This is a genomic window from Cytobacillus oceanisediminis 2691, from assembly GCF_007678455.1.
In the GTDB taxonomy this organism is placed as follows: Bacteria; Bacillota; Bacilli; order Bacillales; family Cytobacillaceae; genus Mesobacillus; species Mesobacillus oceanisediminis_A.
The window spans coordinates 174,332-196,114 of sequence record NZ_VEEP01000007.1; the positions used below are offsets into that span (position 1 = coordinate 174,332).

The following is a 21,783-nucleotide window of genomic DNA, read 5'->3' on the forward strand; positions in this document are numbered from 1 at the left end:
TGCTCCCCCTTTGTTGTTATTATTATACTAGTCCAGTTAACTTGTAGACTGCAATAATGAAGAATACAGCCAATGTTTTTATTACAGTAATAGCAAAAATATCTTTATAAGATTGTTTATGAGTTAATCCGGTAACAGCAAGCAAAGTAATAACTGCACCGTTGTGAGGAAGTGTATCCATTCCGCCTGATGCCATCGAGATGACACGGTGCATGACTTCTGGCGGGATATTGAATTCTGTGATTGCCTTCATGTAAGTATCAGCCATTGCACTCAAAGCAATCCCCATACCGCCTGAAGCAGATCCAGTCACACCTGCAAGAGTTGTAGTCGTTACTGCTCCATTGATGAGCGGATCTGTGAATGTTGTTGAAATTCCTTTACTCACAACAGAGAATCCTGGAAGAGAGGAAATGACTCCGCCAAAACCGTATTCAGCCCCAGTATTCATCGATGCAAGCAAGGCACCGCCTATTGCAGTGTTGACTCCAACTTTAAATCCTCCGGTAACCTTCTTCCAGTCATATAAAAGAGTAGCCAGGATGCCAAGAATCAACGCCAGTTCAACGGACCAGATTCCAACTACTCCAGCCATCTGGACCGTACCATAGGATTCAAGACCAATCTTTGAAAAATCAAACCCATTCGGATACCATTTTGGCAGATTCACTGTGAAGAATTTGTTAGCTACACCAACAAGCACTAATGGTACGAATGCAAGTACAGCTCTTATTGTGCTCGTTTTAGCAGTCATGTCAATGTTGCTGACACCTTCATCTAGTGCCTCAGCTTCTGCTGCAGCAGCGGATTCTGCATTATCAAATCCGTAGAAACCTTCGCCGCGTTTTGCAGCTCTCTTTCTAAGAGTTTCAAGATAAAGCATGCCTAATGTGAAAACAAGGATTGCACCAATGATCCCGAGGGCAGGTGCCGCGTAAATATCAGTCCCGAAGAAGCTTGTTGGAATAACGTTTTGGATCTGGGGCGTGCCTGGAAGTGCGTCCATCGTGAATGTGAACGCTCCAAGGGCAATCGTTCCCGGAATAAGCCTTTTAGGAATGTTCGCTTCTCTGAATAAGTTTTTAGCAAAAGGATAGATGGCAAATACCACAACGAACAAGCTAACCCCGCTGTATGTTAATATAGCGCCCATCAACACGATTGCTAGAATGGCACGGGTGCCGCCAACCAATTTAATGATGGACTTAGCGATGGATTCGGCAATCCCAGACATTTCGACTACCTTACCGAAAATTGCACCAAGCAGGAAAACTGGAAAATAGTTTTTGATGAATCCGACCATCTTTTCCATGAAGATGTTGCTGAAAAAGGGCAGTACGTGGCTTGGGTCCGTCAGCAGCACAGCCAAAAGGGCAGCGATTGGTGCAAAAAGGATGACTGAATACCCTTTGTAAGCTGTGAACATCAATAATCCAAGGGCTAATAGTATAATGAATAGCTCCATATGGGGAACTCCTTTCTAATACACAAGTTTTGATGGATCAGATTGCTGCAATATTTCGTAAGCCAGGAGTTTTTTTATCCTTTAAACCCATAGGTTCATCCATGAAAATCCTGCTGTCCATTAATTTTAAGTCTTTGGCAATCAATGGCCTGAAATTCATCTGGGAAAGGATATCTCTTTCTAAATTGATGCCAGGGGCAATCTCTGTAAGCGTCAATCCATCAGGCAAAAGTTCAAAAACGGCTCGTTCGGTAATATAGATGATTCTTTTATTATTTTCACGTGCCACATCACCACTGAAAGTGATTTGCTCTACATCCTCGATGAATTTCTTTGCTTTGCCCTCCTGGAGGATTTCAAGCTTCCCTTTGCCGGTCCCTACCTTTAAGCCACCGGCAGTGAAGGTTCCGCAAAAAGCGATTTGCCTGGCGTTTTGGGTAATGTTGATGAATCCGCCGCATCCGGCAATTTTAGGGCCGAACTTTGAAACATTAATATTTCCTTTAGTATCACATTGAGCCAGGCCAAGGAATGCAGCATCAATTCCGCCGCCATCGTAATAGTCAAACATATATGGTTGATCAATGATCGCCTGTGGCCCGATTGAGCAGCCAAAATCCAGCCCGCCTGCTGCTGTGCCGCCAATTGCACCAGGCTCAAGAGTTGGAGTGAATTGGTCATTCATTCCTTCCTCCTGGAGGATATGTGCGATAATTTCAGGCACTCCGATTCCATAATTCAGTACTTTGATATCCTCGTTCAATAGCATGGCTGCACGGCGCGCTATCACCTTGCGTTCGTTAAGGGGATATTTTTTATCGGATTGCTTATGAACAACATCGCTCCGGTAAAAATCTTCATTGTGCTGTGTTCCGAATGTCTGCATATGGTTGGCCGGGTTTTCAACAACAACCACATAATCGACGAGTATTCCCGGTATAGCCACAAGCTTAGGATCTATTGAACCGTTTTTGACAATCTTTTCTACCTGGACAATCACCTTGCCTCCGCTGTTGCGTGCATTCATGGCGATGGATAGGATTTCTAGTGTAAGCGGTTCCTTTTCGAAGCTGATGTTACCGTTTTCATCGGAAACCGAACCTTTCAGCAGAGCAAAATCAAGCTTCTGTGTTTTATAGGCAAGATAAGATTTGCCGTCAAAGTTTACTTTTTCAACGATTTCCTCTTTTGTAGCTTGATTAAGCTTGCCGCCGTCAATATCCGGGTCGACAAATGTTCCTAATCCTACATGTGTGACCGTGCGCGGTTTACCAGCTGCTCCATCACGAAACATCTGTGAAATGACACCCTGCGGCAGGTTATAGGCTTCAATTTTGTCATTGACCACCAATGGCTGGAATTTGGGCGCAAGTCCCATATGACCGCCGATGATTCGCTTCACAAGTCCTTCATGAGCGTAATGGTTCATGCCCCGGTCAACACCATCACCGTTTCCTGCTGCATACATAAGGGTTAGGTTTCTTGGAGACTGGCTTTCAAGGAATCTCTTTTCTACCTCGATATATATTTCTTCTGCAACGCCAACGCCAATAAAACCGCCCAGGCCCACAACCGCATTGTCGGTGATCAAATTTGCTGCTTTCTGTGATGAAATGATTTTTACAGAAGACATAGTCAACACCTCATTGTCGTTTTCTATTTCAGTCCAGGGGTCGGATTAAAGTCTTAATCCACCGGTCACTTCCAGGACATGCCCATTGACATAACTTGACTCGTCGCTTGCAAGGAATATTACTGCGTTTGCAATTTCCTGCGGCTGACCAAGGCGTCCAAGCGGGGTTTTCTCTCTGATTGGCTGGAGGACTTTATCAGGTACAGTTGCCATCATTTCTGTTTCAACATACCCCGGGGCAATAGCATTTGACCGTACTGCAGCCCCTTTGCGAGTGAACTCTTTCGCCCAGGTATAGGTCATGCCAATGACACCTGCTTTTGTTGCTGCATAGTTTGTCTGTCCAACATTTCCATATACGCCAACAACAGAAGAGATACTGACAATTGAGCCCTTTCCATTTTCCATCATGATTGGCGCCACAGCTTGAGTCAGGTTGAATACTCCTTTAAGATTTACATCTATTACTGCATCCCACATATCTTCAGTCATTTTCTGAATCAAAGCATCCCGGGTAATTCCGGCGTTGTTGACAAGGACATCGATTTTTTCGAACTCAGTTTTCACGTCTTCAACAAATTTAGCAACCTGGTCGCGATTCGTCACATTTAACTGCACATGGCGTACATTTGGCAATTGATATTCTCCGACTCCCATATCGAGAGAATAGACGATCGCAGCACCCTCTTGCGCAAGCGTTTCCACTATTTTGCGGCCGATTCCACGTGCTCCTCCTGTTACAATAGCCACTTTACCTTCCATTCTAATCATATTGTAAGCCCCCTACACGATATTAAATGATTACACTAATAATGTAAGCGGTAACAATATTAAAATAAAATACATATAAATCATGATTGTTATAACTTTAAGTTATGGAATAAAAAAAGCAGGAGTACAAGGTAATTGCCTTGTAATCCTGCCATTTTGTCTGGAATGCTAAATTCGAAAATAAGTTATTTAATATGTTCTCGGATGTATTCGATGAATTTCTTCGCAGCAAAAGAGATATATCTATTTTTTTTCAAGATGATTGCAATCCGCCATTTCATTTCCGGATGATCAATCGGGATTTGCTTAATGCTATTGCTGTTGAATCTGGCCAGGATTGGACGCGGTAAAATCGAAATCCCCTGGTTAAGACAGACCAATTCAGTTAGGAAGTCCCATTGGGAGCTCTTAAAATAAACATTTGGTTCAAAGCCAGCTTCACGGCAAGCCTTGAGGACATGGTGATGGAGCAGGAAGGTTTCATTGAGGAGTGCAAACGACTCGTCCTTTAAGTCTTCGAATGTAACTTTCTCCCTTTCAGCAAGCGGATGGTCGTTATGGACGATTAAGACCACTTCATCTTCAGTTACTGGAATGTACTCAATTCGATCAGAAAGCTCAGGCAATATAACCAGCCCAAGGTCGACGAACCCCTTTTCGACCATTTCATAGACTGTGACAGCTCCATTTTCAATAATTGAAAGGTTAATTCCTGGGTAATCTTGCCGGAAATTAGCAATAAGAGGAGGGAAGTAGCTTGTCCCTATTACAGGCGGGATTCCCACGCTTACATTTCCAGTCCTTAAATTTTTTGTATCCTGAATCGCTTCTGTGATCGAGTCCATCTCCAACAGAATTTTTTGCCCCTCTTCGAATAGTTTTTCTCCTGCATCAGTCAAAGTCATTTTATGCTCGGACCGGTCAAAGAGCTGGACACCGAGATCTTCTTCCAGTTTTTTAATCATTTTGCTTAAAGCAGGCTGAGAGAGATGGAGATTCCTCGCTGCGACTGTAAAACTATTATCTTTTGCAACCTGGACAAAATACGCTAACTGACGTGTATCCATCATTATTCCTCCGTATTAATCCCATAAGTACCGCTATTGTAACATAGGCTGAGCATAGAAAAATAATGGTTTAGAAGCACTACTTAATGAGGCAAGCAGGATGATTGCCATGTATTATATGAAAATGCGTTTGAACATATAGATTTAAGGTTATGTTTATCAGTAAGACAGCAAAAGGGGAATCGCCATGGAAAAAAAAGAATACAACAAACTCGTAAGGGACTTTTTTCCGGATTTGATGAAGGATAAAGGCAAGAAAATTGAATATGAAATCTTGGAAGGCAGTGCCTATAGTGAAAAGCTAATGGAAAAATTCAATGAGGAAGTTGAAAAATTCCGGAATGCCGGAACCGATAGGCTGCTGAGTGAAATAGTGGACTTGCTTGAGGTGGTCTATGCGATTGCGGAACATCGAGGAATCACCGAATCGGAAGTGGAGTTCATGCGCCAGCTGAAGAAGAACCGAAGCGGCGGCTTCCGCAAAAAAATCCTTCTCAAATCAGTAGATGAACGTTCAAAATAAAAATAAGCCCTCTGCCATAGTTGGCGGAGGGCTTTATCTATATCGTGTTAAGCAGTTTTATGCGCAGCTTCTGGTGCCTGTTTTAAAACAGTTTTGCGGATGAAAGGAACCACCCAGCGGTCTAAACCGTATTTGCCAGCATTGAAACCGGCAAACAGAATGATGAAACCGAAGAAGATGTCAGTTGGGTTGTGGGATACAGTGCCGGCAAGGAAGAAACTGAAGTTCATGACAAGGCCGAAGAACATGGCAGCAGTAGTCAAGCATCCAAGAATCAAACCAAGGCCGATAAGGAATTCACCAAGCGGAACGATGAAGTTGAACAGATCCACATTAGGAATCGCAAAGCTTTCAAGGAAGTTTACATACCATCCATACACCATATGTCCGTCTGGACCTTTTACAGGATTGGCAGCAGCATTTTTTAAAAATCCAGTTGCGTCAAAACCGTCACCCGTCAACTTTCCCCACCCAGCAGTCATCCAGTTGTAACCAAGCCATACACGAATCACTGTCAACAGGCCAGCAGCAATATTGTTTTCCCTTAACCATTTAGCGAACATCTAAATCGCTTCCCTTCAAAATATATAATGATTACACTAATAAAATATCAAAGAAAAATATGGAAATCTGTGAATAAAGTGTGAAGACACATATCAGCCATAATGTTTTGAACAATTTTTGACAGAGAGTTCCTTTTATGGATAGTATACCCTGATAGGTATAATGGTATTTCTTTTCCTTGTCACATATGTTGGAAATATATAGAATAAACATAAGGAGATAACAAGCAGGAAAGGGGAATGGAGTAATGAGCGAACTATTGTTTAAACACTTTGAATTAACAAGAGGGAATTTTATAAAAGATATTGAGGGATTGGATCCTGAGCAGGCGAGTTTTCAGCCCGAGGGCTTCAATAATAACATCCACTGGCAAATCGGGCATGTTTTGACGGTCGCAGAACAATTCATGCTGGGTTATCCTAAAAAATCAAATCATCTTCCAGAGAGTTACATAGAGCTATTTGGGAATGGTACGCGCCCATCTGATTGGTCGGGCGATGTTCCTTCTGTCGAGCTATTGACTGAACAATTAAAAACGCAGCTTGGAAGAATCAAAGAGGTCCCGGCTTCGATGCTGGACGAGAAGCTGAAAAAGCCTTTTCTCGGACTGGAGACGTTTGGGGAACTTGCCAATATGGCCTTGTTTCACGAATCCTATCATCTAGGCCAAATCCATGCGATGAAAAAATTAGCGAAGTAATGACAGATATGGCAGTGACCGTTTGGCCACTGCTTTATATAATTGCAGGCATCGGCCTAAATTAGACCATGCGAGAAATGGAGGCTGCCAATGTACCAGGAGACTTGTCCATATTGCAATATACATGCGGATGAGGAGCAGAATGTCGTTTTTGAAAATGAAACCTGTTATTTTATCCAAAAGGAATCAGAGCAGCAAATCCTGCAGGGGAGCGGACTGATCATCCCGAAACAACATAAGCAGAATGTATTTGAACTGTCAGATCAAGAGTGGATGGATTCAAGGGAATTGCTGGCCGCAGCAAAGAATCTGCTTGACACAAAGTACTCGCCAGATGGATACAGCGTAGGCTGGAATACTGGCAGAGCAGGCGGCCAATCGATCTTCCATGCTCATTTGCATGTCATTCCGCGTTTTAAAGATGAGCCTCTCGCCGGGCGGGGGATCAGATACTGGATCAAGCAGGAGGAAAATAGGAGAAACTAGTTATATTGGTACGAAAAAATGGCTCTGCAAATGCAGGGCCATTTTTAGGTTGTGCTCTCATGCCAATCTGAGTATAATCCGCTTCCATTGCAGCCGGGACATTCGTATGGTGCCGCGTAATAAACAAATTCATTCGCGGAAAAAGCGTAGTAACCCCTGCCATGGCAGTCAGGGCATTTATTTTGATCCTTCATATTGGCAAGGTGGTTTTCGTATCTTGCATTTCTCCATTGATTAAGCGCATTGAATAAACCCAAAATCATACACCTCCAGTTCTATGCATAGTTTGGAGAAATTCACATGTTTTTATGTATAGTTTATGGAGAAATTTGGTTTTTGCCCCTGGTACGAGCACATACCATAATTGAAAGTTGACATTAATGTGAACAATCCATCATTAACAAACCTTACTGGATAATCTTGGACTATAATGAACCTGAATAAAAAATCCAGGAGGAATTCATGATGAAAAATGAATTGACACAAATGGTCAACCAGCAAATTGCAAACTGGACAGTCCTTTACATCAAACTCCATAACTACCACTGGTATGTAACGGGACCAGAATTCTTCACTCTGCATGCGAAATTCGAAGAACTGTACAATGAAGCTGCATTGCATATTGATGAATTAGCCGAAAGATTGCTGGCGATGGGGGACAAGCCGGTGGCAACGATGACTGGTGCGCTCGAGCTTGCTTCGGTAAAAGAAGCCGCAGGAAATGAGTCCGCTTCAGAAATGGTTGCAAGCATTGTTCATGACTATTCAACCATGATCGAAGAATTAAAGCGGGGAATGGAACTGGCTGGAGAAGTACACGATGAAACAACAAGCGATCTTCTTTTGTCCATTCATTCAGGGCTGGAAAAACATGTTTGGATGCTGAATTCATTTTTAGGCAGATAAGAGAGGAAATGAAAGAGACGTATGCCGATGCATACGTCTCTTTTTTATCCTAATCCTTTTAGGCTCTGTTGGTGTACTTTGTTAGTTTTTCAGTCTTTCAGCCAGCTCTGGGACCAATCTTCAATTTTCCCCATAAGAGGTTCAAGTGCCTCGCCTTTATCGGTCAGAGAGTATTCAATCCGCACAGGAGTCTCTGGGTAGACTTTTCTTTTAACAATCCCTTCATTCTCCAAATCCTTTAAGCGTTCAGAAAGAACCCTGCCGCTGATCCCGATTGCAGACTCGATGCTGCAGAATCGTTGTGGACCAGATAGGAGCTGGTAAATGATCAGCCCGGTCCATCTTAAGCTCAGGATGGTCATGGCTTTTTCAAATCTAGGACAAATAATCTTATCCATTCTAATCACTCCTTACTTAATATTATAATCATATTAAATTAAAAATAAATTACTTTTAACAAAAAGATTACTTGACGTATATAGTTAACTAAAATATAATTACTTACATAAAGTAACCAACTAACGATATTGTAACTGCAGTGCTGTTTTCGTTAAAGTAAATGAAAAAGGAGAATAATACAAATGATAAAGATGAATGAAGTTGGAGCAACAATTTTAAGAATTGTTTTAGGAGCAACTTTCCTGATCCATGGCGCGGCCAAGTTCCAGGGTGGTATCGAAAACACAGTGGGTTTCTTTGAAAGTCTTGGCCTGCCAGGTTTTTCGGCATACCTTGTAGCTTTAATAGAATTAGTAGGCGGTATCGCGATGATACTGGGAGTTGGGACAAGGATTGTTTCGATTTTGTTTGCGGTTGTTTTGGCCGTAGCGGTCATTAAAGTAAAGCTCGCCGGAGGATTCCTTGGAAACGGCCAGATGGCGGGATATGAACTTGACCTTTCGTTAATGGCCATCTCAATTTATCTGGCAATCACTAATAAATCACTCTTCGCTATTGATAATGTCATTTTTCAAACTAAAAACGCCTAAAGGAGGAAATCCAATGAATTTTCATCAGCCTCCGGTTACTTTTGTGGGCCGGGTGGATTTAAAGGTGCAAGATCTTGAGCGTTCGGTTGCTTTTTATCAAGATGTGATCGGTTTTAAACTATTTGAAAAAACGGAGAGATTGGCAAAGTTTACTGCGGATGGCAAGAATGTGCTGCTGTCAATTGAACAGCCAGAGGATGTAATGCCAAAGCAGAGAAGAACCACTGGACTTTATCATTTTGCCATTTTATTGCCTCATCGCGCCGATTTAGCCAACATACTGAAACATTTTGTACAGTTAAGGCTTCCGCTTCAGGGAGCATCAGACCACCTGGTGAGTGAGGCACTTTACCTTGCCGATCCAGATGGAAATGGAATTGAGATCTATATAGACCGGCCAGCTTCAGACTGGACATGGAATGAGTCTCAAGTTGTCATGACCACGGAGCCGTTGGATGCAGAAGGTCTGCTTGAGGAGGACAAAAGAGGGACATGGAATGGTCTGCCTGCAGGCACTGTAATGGGACATATCCATCTGCATGTTTCTGAATTAGACAAAACGGAAGAGTTTTACACAAAGGGACTTGGCTTTAATGTAGTTTCTCGATATGGGCCTCAGGCTCTGTTCACTTCAACAGGGAAATATCATCACCATATTGGACTGAACACCTGGAATGGAGTTGGAGCTCCGAAACCAGCGGAAAACAGTGTGGGACTCAGATCATTCAGTTTGGTACTGCCAGATGAAGAGTCGGTAAAAGAAACGATTTCCCGGCTGATCAGCGTTGGTGCTGAAGTTACAGAAGAAAATGGTGTTATTGTTACAGTTGACCCTTCGGGGAACAGGATCAAGTTAGAAACAGCATGATAGAAAAAGATAACAGGCGGTGGAGAGAATGGGTCTATTAAACAAACTATTTGGGAACAAAACGAAGGAGGAAAAAATCATGACTGCAGAAAAAATGAATATCGGGATTATTTTAGGAAGCACAAGACAGGGCCGTGTGAGCCCGCAAGTTGGCGAATGGGTTAAGGAACTGGCTGACAAGCGCGGGGACGCAAATTATGAAATCGTCGATATAGCTGACTTCGATCTGCCATTTTTGGGAACAACGGATGGAACTGAGCCGGGGATTGCTGCCTGGAATGAAAAGCTTTCAAACCTCGATGGTTTCGTGTTCATTGTTCAGGAATACAATCACAGTATTACCGGAGCATTGAAAAACGCGCTTGATTTTGCACGCGAGGCATGGAATAACAAAGCAGCCGGAATCGTCAGCTATGGTTCAACAGGCGGCGCAAGAGCAGCTGAACATTTAAGAGGAATCTGCGGAGAATTAAAAATAGCCGATGTCCGAACACATCCAACATTATCTCTATTTACTGACTTTGAAAACGGAACAGAATTTAAGCCGCAAGCCCTTCATGGTGATAATGTAAATGCAATGCTGGATGAAGTAGTGGCATGGAGCGGAGCATTAAAGACTTTAAGATAGAATGAGCAAATTAATTGACCTGCTTTTTTAAACGGGGTAATATCTCGAAGTAAGCTATTTTTACTTCGAGATTTTTCATGAAAATAGCTTGGAGAATAAAAAAGGAATAGGTGGAATCACATCATGGCAAAAGTTTTATATATCACAGCACACCCACTTACTGAAGAACAGTCATTCAGTTTGTCAGCAGGAAAAGCCTTCATTGACACATACCAGGAGCAAAACCAGAACGATGAAGTCATTCATCTGGATCTATTCAAAGAAAACATCCCACACATCGATGCCGATGTATTAGGCGGCTGGGGAAAACTGCAGAAAGGCACTGAATTTTCAGCCCTAACTGCAGAAGAACAGGCAAAAATCGGCCGTCTTGCAGAGCTTGTTGACCAGTTCACAGCAGCAGACAAATTCGTTTTCGTGACACCGCTTTGGAACTTCTCATTCCCGCCAGTCATGAAAGCATACCTGGATTCCGTAGCAGTCGCAGGCAAGACATTCAAATATACACAAGAAGGCCCTGTTGGTTTAATGACCGATAAAAAAGCCCTGCACATCCAGGCTCGCGGCGGATACTACTCAGAAGGACCAGCAGCAAGCATGGAAATGGGAAATCGCTACATCGAAACAATCATGAACTTCTTCGGAGTACCTTCATTTGAATCCCTTGTTCTTGAAGGTCATAACGCAAACCCTGAAAAAGCACAGGAAATCAAAGAAAACGGAATCGACCGTGCGAAGGATCTAGTACATACATTCTAATAGAAGATTTACAGGAACAAGCAGGTCAGAGATGGCCTGCTTTTCTATTTATTAGAGGGATTCCTGAAGTTAATTGATGTGTGATTGTTTGATAGAGGTTTTGTAAGGGGCACTTTTTGGGAAAAGCGTCGTGAGTTTGTCAGATAGAGGTCTTTTAACGGACACTTTTCGGGGAGATTATCATGAATTTGTCCGATAGGGCTCTTGTAGCGGACACTTTTTCAGGAAATAATCATGGGTTTGTCCAAAAGAATCATTCAAAAGCCATCTGCTTATTTATGATAAAAACGGATGCCCAATATAGGACATCCGTTTTATCATATCTTTTAAACTTCCTGTGGGACCTGCAGTCCGAGTCCTTGCGCGATACGGGTTCCGTACTCAGGGTCTGCCTTATAGAAGTGGCCGATCTGGCGGAGTTTGATATCATCGCGTTCAACTGGCTTCATTGCTGTGACGATATTAGCAACCAGGCGAGCTCGTTCTTCTTCGCTCATCAGGCGGTACAGGTCACCGGCTTGTGTGTAATGGTCATGGTGATCATAGCCCGCGTTTTCGGCCACACCGCTGACAGGAAATGCTGCCTGTTTTTGCTCATTCACTTCTGTTGGTCCTCCGAAACTATTAGGCTCGTAGTTTACAGATTTGCCGCCATTTCCATCAAAGCGCATCTGGCCGTCACGCTGGTAGGAATTGACTTCTGTTCTAGCCCTGTTGATCGGCAAATGATTGTGATTTGCGCCTACACGGTATCGGTGCGCATCAGCATAAGCGAACAGGCGGCCCTGTAGCATTTTGTCTGGCGATACATCGATACCAGGTACCAGCGTTCCAGGAGAGAAGGTTGCCTGCTCAACTTCCGCAAAGTAATTTTCCGGGTTACGGTCCAAGACCATGCGGCCCACTTCAATTAATGGGTAGTCTTTTTGTGACCAAACCTTTGTAACATCGAATGGATCAAAACGGTACGTATTCGCATCCTCCAATGGCATGATCTGGACATAAAGCTTCCAGGCAGGGAAGTCTCCCGCTTCGATGGCATTAAATAAATCTTCTGTATGGAAATCCGGGTTTTCGCCGGCGATTTGTGCCGCTACATCGGCAGTCAGGTTCTTCACGCCTTGCTCTGTCTTGAAGTGGTACTTGATCCAGACGCCATCTCCTTCAGCATTAGTCCATTTGAATGTATGGCTGCCAAAACCATGCATATGGCGGAAAGTAGCCGGAATGCCGCGGTCAGACATCAGGATCGTTACCTGATGCAACGCCTCAGGTGACAGTGACCAGAAATCCCACACTGCATTTGGATCCTTCAGGTGAGTCTGAGGGTTCCTTTTTTGTGTATGGATGAAGTCAGGGAACTTGATCGCATCACGGATGAAGAATACCGGCGTATTATTGCCGACAATATCATAGTTTCCTTCCTCTGTATAAAACTTTACGGCAAATCCGCGTGGGTCACGCACTGTATCAGCTGATCCCAGTTCACCAGCAACCGTTGAGAAACGGACGAATAAAGGTGTTTTCTTTCCTGCCTCTGAAAGAAATGCTGCCTTCGTATATTTGGTTACATCATTTGTCACTTCAAAATATCCATGTGCTCCGGCACCTTTTGCATGCACAACACGCTCAGGCACACGCTCGCGGTTAAAGTGCGCCAATTTTTCCAAAAGGTGAACGTCCTGCAGTAAAGTTGGACCTCTTTGGCCAGCTGTCATGGAGTTCTGGTTGTCCCCAACCGGTGCTCCCCAGCTTGTAGTCAGATTCTTCTTTTGATCATTACTCATTCTTCATCCCGCCTTTTTAAAATTTGTTGATGACTAAATGATAACATCTTTCAATTAAAAATCAATATTAATTTATAATTATTTTAAATAAGGAGGTAATACATTAAAATAATTACTATAAATATGGCCCTGTCACAAAATATGGTAGATAAAAAAAGACTGAAAAGCTGTCGACATTTTTGAATCTCTCCAATCCAACTGAATATGCCTCTGACAAAGTTACAAACCTGTAACACTATGTAAAAAATGAACCGGATCCTTACAGTGCTGGCTATTGAAGGAAGGGGAAGAAGAATGGTATAAACTGCTAGGTTTATAAAGACTCAAGCGTTATCAATAGATTGAGAAGGTTTATCCTGATTGGCACTTATTGGACGATGAATCCATATGTTACAACTGCTAGCCTTATTAGTAGAGAAAAAGAGCAACTCTACTGGAGGTTTAGAAAATGAAAAAGATGAAAAAGATGAAAAAGACTTTGGCAGCACTCACAGCTGCAGTATCTCTATCTGTATTTTCAATGGGTGCGGCTGCAGAAGCGGCAACTTACCAGGTGAAAACAGGAGATACACTTTGGGGAATTGCGAGTAAAAATGCAGTGCCTGTGAATCAATTGAAAAAGGCCAATAACCGGACTAGCAATCTACTATATCCAGGACAAAAGTTGACGATTCCTGCCTCGACGGTATCTGCGGCAGATCAGGACTTGCTTGCAAGACTGGTCCACGCTGAGGCAAAAGGCGAGCCATATGCTGGGAAAGTAGCAGTAGCGACTGTTGTCTTGAATAGAGTAGCAAGCTCTGAATTCCCTAATACAATCAAGGGAGTCATTTATCAAAAATCAAACGGCTATTATGCATTCACACCCGTGAAAAATGGCGCCATCAACAAGGCAGCGGATGCAGAGTCCAAGAAAGCCGTTAAAGAAGCCATTGCATTCAGGGGACAGGGGAATGGATCATTATTCTTCTTTAATCCGAAAACCGCAGTAAGCAAATGGGTGTTTTCAAGAGAAGCAACCGTGACAATCGGAAATCATAGATTTGCGAAGTGACTCAAAAAAGCTGTGTAGATTCTCATTCTGCCCAGCTTTTTCTCAATTAGGCTGCTTTTTTAAAGCCAAAAAACAAAGTGATAAAAAACCTTGTTAAATAATCGAATAAAACATACTATTTAATTGCAATACATAACGAATGGAGGAATGTTCTTTGATAGTTAAATCGCGTGTTGAATCGTTGGAACTACAAATTCTGAGAAAGCTGAATTCAAGAATGAAATTGTCTACGAAGGAACATAGTAACTATCTGTACCTGGAAAAAGGATATGAAGGCGAAGTGATTTTTGATCATTGGATGGGGGAGGTAGAAAAAGGCTTTCTGGTTTTGAACGATTTGCTGCTGGAACATGGAAATACGAAATTCCAAGTCGATTCCCTATTCCTGTCCCAGATAATCCACATGTTCGAAGTGAAGAATCTCGAGGGAGATTATTATATCGAAGGCGATAGGTGGTACACCCATAATGGAGTAGAAATTAAAAATCCTCTGATACAAATGGAAAGGGCAGAGTCTCTCCTGCGAAGGATGGTGCGAGACCTTGGGTACAACATAAATATTGAATCAACACTGGTCTTTGTGAACAACAATTTTTACCTCTATCAAGCTCCGCGTAATTTACCAATTATCTTTCCGAACCAGATTCCAAGACTTCTTAAAAACCTGCAAAAACAATTTTCTCCAATAAAAAATACCCACACAAACCTAGCCGAACGTCTGCATTCCCTGCATACTCAAGATTCGCCATACTCCCGGCTGCCTCAATATAGTTTCGACAAATTGAAGAAGGGAATAACCTGTTCCCATTGTCATAGCATGAATACAATCGTGACTCGAAAAACACTAATATGCACCAGTTGCGGGAAACGGGAAACTTTACATGAAGCAGTATTGAGAAGTGTTAGAGATATTCAATTACTTTTTCCGGAAGAAGCTTTAACAGTCAATACGGTCCATGAATGGTGCAAGTCTGTCAAAACAAAGAAAGCCATTAGGAACATTCTTTCAGAAAACTATACATTGGAGGGCCATGGCCCATCTTCCCGCTATATAACTGTTGATAAATGATTCTTGAAGGAGAATGATACCCTTATACAAGCGAAACTGTCCACATAAGGGTACCACTCAAGCGGAAAAACACCCTTATGCAGGCGAAACTGTCCACATAAGGGCACCATTCAAGCGGAAAGACACCCTTATGAGGGCAAAACTGTCCACATAAGGGCACCATTCAAGCGGAAAGACACCCTTATGCAAGTGAAACTGTCCACATAAGGGCACCATTCAAGCCAATAGACCCCCTTATGCAGTCGAAACTGTCCACATAAGGGCACCATTCAAGCGGAAAGACACCCTTATGCAGGTGAAACTGTCCACATAAGGGCACCAATCAAGCGGAAAGACACCCTTATGCAGGTGAAACTGTCCACATAAGGGCACCATTCAAGCCAAAAGACACCCTTATGCAGGCAAAACCATCCACATAAGGGTACCATTCAAGCCGAAAGACACCCTTATGCAGGCAAAACCATCCACATAAGGGTACCATTCAAGCCGAAAGACACCCTTATGCAGGCGAAACTGTCCACATTAGGGTACCACTCAAGCGGAAAAACACCCTAATGCAGTCGAAACTGTCCACATAAGGACACCATTCAAGCCAAAAGACACCCTTATACAGGCGAAACTGTCCACATAAGGACACCATTCAAGCCAAAAGACACCCTTATACAGGAGAAACTGTCCACATAAGGGCACCATTCAAGCGGAAAGACACCCTTATACAAGCAAAACCATCCACATAAGGGTACCATTCTAGCCGAAACACCCTTATGAAGACCAAACTATCCACATAAGGGTATCATTCAAGCTTCAGTCATTGTCTTGAAAGTATTCTAACGATTTGATCCTCAACATTCCTGCCATCCCTGTCATCCAGCAGGTTATTCAGCATTATCGTAAAAATTAGTGTCTCGCCGCCGGGCTTTTCCACATATCCTGCGAGGGTGCTTACTCCAGTCAGCGAGCCTGTTTTGGCCTGAACGGTAACGAACTTCGCCTCTTCTTTCAGTCTGTTTCGCATCGTCCCGCCAACCATCCTATCCTTTGCTCCGGCCACGGGAAGGGAATTCTTGAAAACAGGAAACCATTCCTCTCCTTGCACTTCATAAAGAATTTTTGTGATCTCATTTGCCGGAACGAGGTTCGCATGGGATAGACCAGAGCCATCACGGAGGATGATTTTACTTGTATCGACACCGATACTCTCCAACTCATCCATCATTCCCTCAAAACCCTTGTCCCAGCTGCCGTCACCGTGGACGGCTTTGCCTATTTCTTTCACTAGTACTTCTGCATGGCCATTATTGCTGAGCTTCATGAATGGAATCATCAGGTCAGCAAGGGGAATGGATTTATGAAAAATTAATACCGGCATGGCATCTGCAGCCTTGCCATTTTTTATTTTCCCAACAATCTCGATGCCCTGGTCTTCCAGGGCTTTCTTAAAAAGGGTTCCGGCATATTGCGCTGGATTCCAGACGGCGACCCATTCCCTTACCAGTTGTGAATCCGCAGGAATCGACCCTTTCACGACAATAGCATTTGTGCCATGCTCCCGTTTGATTTGGATATCTTGCTTTCCTTTAGGTTCGATTGTTTTAGTTTCATTAACGACTGTGACGAAATCTGTATCCGGCTCAAGCGAAATCTTGGCTGCTTTGCCTTTTTTGCCGGGGGAAATGGAGACTATTACTGTTCCGGCATCATAGTCCAGATTCGGTGATGCTGTCAGTGCCGATATTTGCGCTCCATAATATTGATGCTCATCATTCCAGGATAGGTCCTCTGAATACCTGACATCATCATACCAGCTGTCATCGGTGATAATATCACCATCAATCTTGGAGATTCCTTTCTTCTTCAATTTTTTTGCTATTTCAGCAAAATCAGCTGGAAGGAGTGTTGGATCTCCTTTGCCTTTTAAATAAAGATCTCCTGATAGAGTGCCGCCTGCTATTTTACCAGTCGTCAAAACTTCGGTTGTAAAACGATAATCTTCCCCTAAAACTGACAGTGATGCGGCGGCAGTGAACATCTTCAGTATAGAAGCCGGCTGCATTCGAATCTCTCCGTTATGCTCATACAGCAGCTTTCCGTGATCTGCTGACCTGATGCTGATACCCGCCAGCGCACCATCAAGAATCGGTTCGTTTTCAATGAATTCATTGATTTCCTCTGACAGATCAACACTGGTTGAAACAGCCTGTGCAGGAGGTTCATCCGTATAGAAAAGCGGAATGATGGCTAAAATGCTAATAAACATGAACAGGACGATGAATGTAGTTTTTTGTTTCAATTTTTCGTTCATTCCCTTCATAACTCTTCTGTTTTCGACAGGAATTTTCCCAATAAACAACTAGTAGAGTCTATGATAATGTTTATATTAATAGAAGGTTGAGGAGGAAAAATATGTACCGATACGTTTGGAATACTTTATTCATTGTAGCCATCGGAGCAGGATTTTACTTCTATGTCCAACTGATTTTTTCCAAGGTGACAGATCCGTTGTACGGGACATTGGCACTTCTCGTAGGCTGCCTGTTCGCAGCCGGGATTTCAAGGGAGATGCTGTTGCTTTTGCAAAATAGAAATGAAAATAGCCAGGTTTAACTTAAAAAATACTCCTTATTGATCTTCTTTAGATTTGGAAGCTCAATAGGAGTATTTTGTTTGGTTGAAATCAAGTTTATTCTATGATTCCATGTCCGACAATTTCTACAACGACTTTTGGAGTTATGACCACGTTTGGATATTCCTTTATCCAATCCACATGCTTCCAATAGTCGGGGTATTGCGCAATCAGTCTTCTGCCAATCCCTAAACTATCACTATTTGCTTCCTGAAGAGTTTTAATTGCGGCTGCTGCATCATTGGTCAGCATCTCGGATAGTTTATTGGTCAATTTGGTAATTTCCTGCTTATCGTATAAATGGTTCTTAACGTAGTCGGTGATATCAATTTTTAACTTTAAATTTATATTTGCAATAGCCCGATTGTTTTTCACTTTTACCTCTAATGTTTCCTTTGCTTTTTTTACGGTAAAAGAAACAAAATGTGTCGGCTTGAAAGCTTCACCTTCTGATATTCTTTTTGTGAATTTTGGTGACTTTCCCGAATTGCCGTCAAGCAATAGGAAAATAACCGCTTCGTCCCCGGTAAGTACCCGACCAGTGAATTTCCTTTCGTTAAATAAGGCAATACCCTCAACACTGGCGGCTTTCCTGTCTTCTGATGGACGAAGGAAAGGCAAAACGAAATCTTCTCCTGGATCAAACATCTCCGCGCAGATCGATTGAATGTTTTCGGCTGGAATGAGGGAAGCGATTTCCTGGCTCTCTAATAAATCATAGAAATATGAACTGGCCTTCTCCTCTTCAATATTTATTCGCAGCAAATCCTTACCCATCCCCTCGGCTACGACTACTTTGGCGCTTAGAGCACTCTTGGGATCCCGATAGAATAAATCAAGTACAGAATAGATATCCTTTTTTGCGAGCTCATTCCCTATGATTAACACCCTTAGTTTGGATGCATCAAAGACCTTTTCCGATTTTCTGTCTATGTCCGCCCGTGCCTCTCTTGGTGTATTTCCGAGGCCAGAACTGATGGTATATCCGCTGACCCCTCCTCCCTCTTGATTCTTTTTTATGATTGGGGAAGTAAGCTCATCGAGTATTTTTCCGTCAGGAGTCAAATCGAAGCTGGCCGCCATGAATAATTTTACATCCTTCAATAAATGCTGATCCCAGCAGGCACTAAGCAACAGAAGGGTGACAATAGCAAGAATGCCTGTTTTAAGAATTCGGGTCATTGGCCTTACCTCCATGCTCGGATTTTTTGAACAGGAATGAAACGGTGAGTAAAAAGGCAGGGAAAAGGATGAAAATAAAACCGGCCTTCGGGATATTGCTGCTCATGATATCTAAATATTTGATGTCAATTTCAGGTAAAAAAGAAAAGCCATAAATGATAAGCGCCATACAATACACAAGTTTCCGTCGATCCCTTTTATAAAAAATTTTAGCGGCTGAGTCAGCGGCCAGAAACAGGTAACTGCAGAAAGAAGTGAATACAAGGAATATCCAGATTGACAGAAATAGTAAATCCGTTCGTTCAATGAGTTTGAACGTATAAGATTTTAAGATATACAAAAGCGGTTCTGGCAATATTTTTATTTCAGCCGGGCTGAAGTAAATGAAACTGATGATAACCACATAGGCATAAAGTATGGTACTGAACAGGTTAGCAAAAGATACTGCCTTGAATTTTTGAAGTGTCGTTCCTGATACCATTGGAAAAGTGAGAAGGATGATTTCAAACCCCAGCATGGAAAGGATCGCGTCTTTACTGCCAATGACAATATCTTTGATGCCAGCCTGTCCGATCGGTAACATATAATAAATGTTCGCATCCTTCAACGTGTAGGAAACAAGCAGCAAGAGCAAAAGGATAAGCGGTGTGACCAATGTGTAAAAACGGGCCAGGACTTTCAATCCGCCAACACTTAAATAGATTCCGGACAGCAAAAGCAAACCGCCGATTACCCAATTTGGAGTATAGGGAAGGATCCAGCGATCGATAATTCTGACATAGAGCACAAGAATCAGACTCCCGACACTGATGAAATATAGCATATAGAAAAGAGAAATTAGTTTACCAATCTTCCTGCCTAACACAAACGCTGAAATATCAAGGATGTTTTTAGACTTGAATTTTTTAAAAAGCATGAAATACATTAATAAGACCCCTTGAAGCAAAAGGCCGGCCAGAAGTATCGAAATCCATCCATCTGACTGCGCAGATTTATGCATTTCATATGGGAGAGACAGGGCACCTACACCCAACTGTGTCTGGATGATCAAAAAGAAAAATTGCTGATGGGTAATCGTATCTTTATCTCGGTTCATTTGTTTTCCATCCTCTAGAGTCCCGCTGTCTCTTGGTGTTTACCGCATGTGAATTGCGCGGACGCTCATCCATTTTCCAAAGAGGCATTCTCAAAAATGTGTCCTTAAGATCCTTGACCTGCAATGGAGCCAATGGCGAAAAATATGGCACTCCGAAAGATTCGAGCTTGCACAGTTTAATGAAGACGAATATCAGGCCAAAAGTCAGTCCCACGAAACCTAATATTGAAGCCGCAACCATTAGGGGAAACCTGATCAGCCGGACGGTCGTACTCATTTCATTGGAAGGGACGACAAACGCAGATATCGCAGTGACAGCGACGATGACAATCATGATATTAGAAATCAATCCTGCGCTTACAACGGCATCACCAATGACAAGACCTCCAACAATTCCGATGGTTTGTCCAATCGGTCTCGGAAGCCTGATCCCAGCTTCCCTGATCAATTCAATCGTTATCTCCATGAAGAAAGCCTCCAAAAGCGGAGGATATGGGATTCCTTCTACAGATCCCTTTAATGGGAGAATTAACTCATGAGGGATGACTTCAAGGTGAAAAGCAATAATCGCAATGTAAAAGGCCGGCAATGTGATGGCGATAAGAAAGCTGACATACCTGAGCAATCGGATGAATGACGAAGGAATCCACCGGCTGTTATAATCATCCGAAGACTGATAGAATGCAAAAAAAGTAATTGGCAATATCAAGGCTGTCGGACTGCCATCACCAATGATGGTGATCCTGCCTTCCATCAGATTCGCGATCACCCTGTCCGGCCTCTCGGTGTTGATGAGCTGTGGAAACAAAGAGAATGGATCATCCTCAATGAACTCCTCTATATAGCCTGGACTTAAAACCATGTCAGTCGAAATATAGGAAAGCCTTCTTTCAACTTCATCAACGATTTTCTGGTCAGCAATCCCTTTCATAAAAATGACAGCTACTTTGGTTTTTGTCTTATCGCCTAACTCATGGTAGTTAACCGTGAATTCTGGATTTTTAATTCTAAGCCTTAGCTGGCTGATATTTGTTTCAAGTTTTTCAACGAAGCCATCATGTGCGCCGCGAACCACTGCTTCATTTATCGGTTCCTGTATGGCACGTTGGATATCCTTAGGGAATGTGAATAACCAGGCTTCGTCCCGTTCGCATATGAACAAAACATATCCACCGCTGAGGATGCCGCTGATCATTTCCTCTTGTGTATTCACCGGTGCACCATTTAACGACTTAAGCTCAGCGGGTGTAATCTTCGAATCTTCCATCAATAAAGGAATCAATAATAGTTCCTTGAATTTGTCGGGCGACACCATGGTTTCAAGGAAACAAAAACGCAATGTGCAATTTCCTCTTTTAAATTCAGACTCTTTAAAGTCTGCAGTCTGCTGAAAGATTGCTTTAAGTTTTTCATATCCACTGCAATGAACTTCTTTTTTCTCGCTAATGGATGCAGGAAGCCGGAACTTTTTCATCATCACACCACTTTTTTGCTTAATAGAAACTTTATTAATATATTCGTTAAAAATAGTTATCCCTTTTAAAACGTTTTATATGTAAAAGTTGATTGTGAATTTGCGATTATTTACTGTGTAGGGGTATGATAAAATATAA

The 21,783-nt window shown here is 42.6% G+C and carries 23 protein-coding genes; 11 read left to right on the forward strand and 12 right to left on the reverse strand.

Annotated elements, in window-relative coordinates; translation table 11 throughout:
- Nucleotides 1-22: 22 nt before the first annotated feature.
- The 4 genes from FS736_RS15145 to FS736_RS15160 form a co-directional block, all read right to left on the reverse strand.
- Nucleotides 23-1,465, reverse strand: a complete 1,443-nt coding sequence (locus FS736_RS15145; RefSeq protein WP_144478737.1) for a GntP family permease — start codon at nt 1,463-1,465, stop codon at nt 23-25.
- Between the two features lie 37 nt (nt 1,466-1,502).
- A complete protein-coding gene (locus FS736_RS15150) occupies nt 1,503-3,098 on the reverse strand; it encodes an acyl CoA:acetate/3-ketoacid CoA transferase (protein WP_144478739.1) in 1,596 nt (531 codons plus the stop codon).
- A 45-nt stretch (nt 3,099-3,143) separates the two neighbouring features.
- On the reverse strand, nt 3,144-3,866 hold the full coding sequence (locus FS736_RS15155; RefSeq protein WP_222125079.1) for a beta-ketoacyl-ACP reductase: 723 nt from the start codon (nt 3,864-3,866) through the stop codon (nt 3,144-3,146).
- Nucleotides 3,867-4,054: 188 nt separating this feature from the next.
- On the reverse strand, nt 4,055-4,939 hold the full coding sequence (locus FS736_RS15160; RefSeq protein WP_144478743.1) for a LysR family transcriptional regulator: 885 nt from the start codon (nt 4,937-4,939) through the stop codon (nt 4,055-4,057).
- A 184-nt stretch (nt 4,940-5,123) separates the two neighbouring features.
- On the opposite strand from FS736_RS15160, the gene FS736_RS15165 reads away from it, so the two are divergent.
- Nucleotides 5,124-5,459, forward strand: coding sequence for a nucleoside triphosphate pyrophosphohydrolase (locus FS736_RS15165; protein WP_144478745.1), 336 nt, complete (start codon nt 5,124-5,126; stop codon nt 5,457-5,459).
- Nucleotides 5,460-5,506: 47 nt separating this feature from the next.
- Here the strand turns inward: FS736_RS15165 and FS736_RS15170 are convergent, their stop codons facing one another.
- Nucleotides 5,507-6,022 carry a DoxX family protein gene (locus tag FS736_RS15170; protein ID WP_144478748.1) on the reverse strand — a complete coding sequence of 172 codons (516 nt, stop codon included), beginning with the start codon at nt 6,020-6,022 and terminating at the stop codon, nt 5,507-5,509.
- Between the two features lie 248 nt (nt 6,023-6,270).
- On the opposite strand from FS736_RS15170, the gene FS736_RS15175 reads away from it, so the two are divergent.
- Nucleotides 6,271-6,723, forward strand: a complete 453-nt coding sequence (locus FS736_RS15175; RefSeq protein WP_144478750.1) for a DinB family protein — start codon at nt 6,271-6,273, stop codon at nt 6,721-6,723.
- Between the two features lie 90 nt (nt 6,724-6,813).
- Complete coding sequence (locus tag FS736_RS15180; RefSeq protein WP_144478752.1) at nt 6,814-7,209, forward strand: HIT family protein; 396 nt, start codon at nt 6,814-6,816, stop codon at nt 7,207-7,209.
- A 44-nt stretch (nt 7,210-7,253) separates the two neighbouring features.
- On the opposite strand, the gene FS736_RS15185 is transcribed toward FS736_RS15180, so the two are convergent.
- Complete coding sequence (locus FS736_RS15185; RefSeq protein ID WP_144478754.1) at nt 7,254-7,466, reverse strand: methionine aminopeptidase; 213 nt, start codon at nt 7,464-7,466, stop codon at nt 7,254-7,256.
- Nucleotides 7,467-7,674: 208 nt separating this feature from the next.
- On the opposite strand from FS736_RS15185, the gene FS736_RS15190 reads away from it, so the two are divergent.
- On the forward strand, nt 7,675-8,115 hold the full coding sequence (locus FS736_RS15190) for a Dps family protein (RefSeq protein ID WP_144479025.1): 441 nt from the start codon (nt 7,675-7,677) through the stop codon (nt 8,113-8,115).
- An 89-nt stretch (nt 8,116-8,204) separates the two neighbouring features.
- Here the strand turns inward: FS736_RS15190 and FS736_RS15195 are convergent, their stop codons facing one another.
- A complete protein-coding gene (locus tag FS736_RS15195) occupies nt 8,205-8,513 on the reverse strand; it encodes a winged helix-turn-helix transcriptional regulator (RefSeq protein WP_144478755.1) in 309 nt (102 codons plus the stop codon).
- Between the two features lie 183 nt (nt 8,514-8,696).
- Between FS736_RS15195 and FS736_RS15200 the strand changes: the two genes are divergently transcribed.
- The 4 genes from FS736_RS15200 to FS736_RS15215 all read left to right on the forward strand — a co-directional run bounded on the left by FS736_RS15200 (nt 8,697) and on the right by FS736_RS15215 (nt 11,359).
- Nucleotides 8,697-9,104: a DoxX family protein gene (locus FS736_RS15200; protein WP_144478757.1), complete on the forward strand. Its 408-nt coding sequence runs from the start codon at nt 8,697-8,699 to the stop codon at nt 9,102-9,104.
- 13 nt (nt 9,105-9,117) lie between these two features.
- The gene (locus tag FS736_RS15205) at nt 9,118-9,972 is read left to right on the forward strand and encodes a VOC family protein (protein WP_144478759.1); all 855 of its coding nucleotides are present in this window, start codon (nt 9,118-9,120) and stop codon (nt 9,970-9,972) included.
- Nucleotides 9,973-10,000: 28 nt separating this feature from the next.
- Entirely contained in the window at nt 10,001-10,600 is a 600-nt protein-coding gene (locus FS736_RS15210; protein ID WP_144478761.1) for an NADPH-dependent FMN reductase, read from the forward strand.
- 123 nt (nt 10,601-10,723) lie between these two features.
- Entirely contained in the window at nt 10,724-11,359 is a 636-nt protein-coding gene (locus tag FS736_RS15215) for an FMN-dependent NADH-azoreductase (protein WP_144478763.1), read from the forward strand.
- 326 nt (nt 11,360-11,685) lie between these two features.
- Here FS736_RS15215 and katA read toward each other — a convergent pair whose 3' ends face one another.
- Nucleotides 11,686-13,146 (reverse strand): catalase KatA, encoded by a 1,461-nt coding sequence (gene katA / locus FS736_RS15220; protein ID WP_144478765.1) that lies wholly within the window; start codon nt 13,144-13,146, stop codon nt 11,686-11,688.
- Nucleotides 13,147-13,603: 457 nt separating this feature from the next.
- On the opposite strand from katA, the gene FS736_RS15225 reads away from it, so the two are divergent.
- Nucleotides 13,604-14,200 carry a cell wall hydrolase gene (locus FS736_RS15225; protein WP_260983629.1) on the forward strand — a complete coding sequence of 199 codons (597 nt, stop codon included), beginning with the start codon at nt 13,604-13,606 and terminating at the stop codon, nt 14,198-14,200.
- Nucleotides 14,201-14,354: 154 nt separating this feature from the next.
- The gene (locus tag FS736_RS15230) at nt 14,355-15,269 is read left to right on the forward strand and encodes a nuclease-related domain-containing protein (RefSeq protein WP_186326807.1); all 915 of its coding nucleotides are present in this window, start codon (nt 14,355-14,357) and stop codon (nt 15,267-15,269) included.
- A gap of 808 nt (nt 15,270-16,077) precedes the next feature.
- On the opposite strand, the gene dacB is transcribed toward FS736_RS15230, so the two are convergent.
- Entirely contained in the window at nt 16,078-17,559 is a 1,482-nt protein-coding gene (dacB, locus tag FS736_RS15235; RefSeq protein ID WP_395883521.1) for a D-alanyl-D-alanine carboxypeptidase/D-alanyl-D-alanine endopeptidase, read from the reverse strand.
- 113 nt (nt 17,560-17,672) lie between these two features.
- Here dacB and FS736_RS15240 point away from each other — a divergent pair, with 113 nt between their 5' ends.
- A complete protein-coding gene (locus FS736_RS15240) occupies nt 17,673-17,873 on the forward strand; it encodes a hypothetical protein (protein WP_144478771.1) in 201 nt (66 codons plus the stop codon).
- Between the two features lie 76 nt (nt 17,874-17,949).
- Here the strand turns inward: FS736_RS15240 and FS736_RS15245 are convergent, their stop codons facing one another.
- From FS736_RS15245 to FS736_RS15255, 3 genes are read right to left on the reverse strand one after another with little or no spacing between them, the layout of a single operon-like run.
- Nucleotides 17,950-19,074 carry a Ger(x)C family spore germination protein gene (locus FS736_RS15245; RefSeq protein ID WP_186326808.1) on the reverse strand — a complete coding sequence of 375 codons (1,125 nt, stop codon included), beginning with the start codon at nt 19,072-19,074 and terminating at the stop codon, nt 17,950-17,952.
- Nucleotides 19,058-20,170 (reverse strand): GerAB/ArcD/ProY family transporter, encoded by a 1,113-nt coding sequence (locus FS736_RS15250; protein WP_144478775.1) that lies wholly within the window; start codon nt 20,168-20,170, stop codon nt 19,058-19,060. Before FS736_RS15250 ends, FS736_RS15245 begins: the two co-directional genes overlap by 17 nt.
- Nucleotides 20,157-21,647, reverse strand: a complete 1,491-nt coding sequence (locus tag FS736_RS15255) for a spore germination protein (protein WP_251544375.1) — start codon at nt 21,645-21,647, stop codon at nt 20,157-20,159. The genes FS736_RS15250 and FS736_RS15255 overlap by 14 nt, the downstream gene beginning before the upstream one ends.
- Nucleotides 21,648-21,783: the final 136 nt, after the last annotated feature.

What these genes read in the sequence shown, in the direction of transcription:
- FS736_RS15250 (WP_144478775.1), bottom strand. Translation starts at nt 20,170, where the DNA reads ATGAACCGAGATAAAGATACGATTACCCATCAGCAATTTTTCTTTTTG.
- FS736_RS15255 (WP_251544375.1), bottom strand. Translation starts at nt 21,647, where the DNA reads ATGATGAAAAAGTTCCGGCTTCCTGCATCCATTAGCGAGAAAAAAGAA.
- FS736_RS15190 (WP_144479025.1), top strand. Translation starts at nt 7,675, where the DNA reads ATGAAAAATGAATTGACACAAATGGTCAACCAGCAAATTGCAAACTGG.
- FS736_RS15145 (WP_144478737.1), bottom strand. Translation starts at nt 1,465, where the DNA reads ATGGAGCTATTCATTATACTATTAGCCCTTGGATTATTGATGTTCACA.
- FS736_RS15225 (WP_260983629.1), top strand. Translation starts at nt 13,604, where the DNA reads ATGAAAAAGATGAAAAAGACTTTGGCAGCACTCACAGCTGCAGTATCT.
- FS736_RS15180 (WP_144478752.1), top strand. Translation starts at nt 6,814, where the DNA reads ATGTACCAGGAGACTTGTCCATATTGCAATATACATGCGGATGAGGAG.
- katA (WP_144478765.1), bottom strand. Translation starts at nt 13,146, where the DNA reads ATGAGTAATGATCAAAAGAAGAATCTGACTACAAGCTGGGGAGCACCG.
- FS736_RS15200 (WP_144478757.1), top strand. Translation starts at nt 8,697, where the DNA reads ATGATAAAGATGAATGAAGTTGGAGCAACAATTTTAAGAATTGTTTTA.
- FS736_RS15165 (WP_144478745.1), top strand. Translation starts at nt 5,124, where the DNA reads ATGGAAAAAAAAGAATACAACAAACTCGTAAGGGACTTTTTTCCGGAT.
- FS736_RS15195 (WP_144478755.1), bottom strand. Translation starts at nt 8,513, where the DNA reads ATGGATAAGATTATTTGTCCTAGATTTGAAAAAGCCATGACCATCCTG.
- FS736_RS15175 (WP_144478750.1), top strand. Translation starts at nt 6,271, where the DNA reads ATGAGCGAACTATTGTTTAAACACTTTGAATTAACAAGAGGGAATTTT.
- FS736_RS15160 (WP_144478743.1), bottom strand. Translation starts at nt 4,939, where the DNA reads ATGATGGATACACGTCAGTTAGCGTATTTTGTCCAGGTTGCAAAAGAT.
- FS736_RS15245 (WP_186326808.1), bottom strand. Translation starts at nt 19,074, where the DNA reads ATGACCCGAATTCTTAAAACAGGCATTCTTGCTATTGTCACCCTTCTG.
- FS736_RS15215 (WP_144478763.1), top strand. Translation starts at nt 10,724, where the DNA reads ATGGCAAAAGTTTTATATATCACAGCACACCCACTTACTGAAGAACAG.
- FS736_RS15205 (WP_144478759.1), top strand. Translation starts at nt 9,118, where the DNA reads ATGAATTTTCATCAGCCTCCGGTTACTTTTGTGGGCCGGGTGGATTTA.
- FS736_RS15240 (WP_144478771.1), top strand. Translation starts at nt 17,673, where the DNA reads ATGTACCGATACGTTTGGAATACTTTATTCATTGTAGCCATCGGAGCA.
- FS736_RS15150 (WP_144478739.1), bottom strand. Translation starts at nt 3,098, where the DNA reads ATGTCTTCTGTAAAAATCATTTCATCACAGAAAGCAGCAAATTTGATC.
- FS736_RS15210 (WP_144478761.1), top strand. Translation starts at nt 10,001, where the DNA reads ATGGGTCTATTAAACAAACTATTTGGGAACAAAACGAAGGAGGAAAAA.
- FS736_RS15170 (WP_144478748.1), bottom strand. Translation starts at nt 6,022, where the DNA reads ATGTTCGCTAAATGGTTAAGGGAAAACAATATTGCTGCTGGCCTGTTG.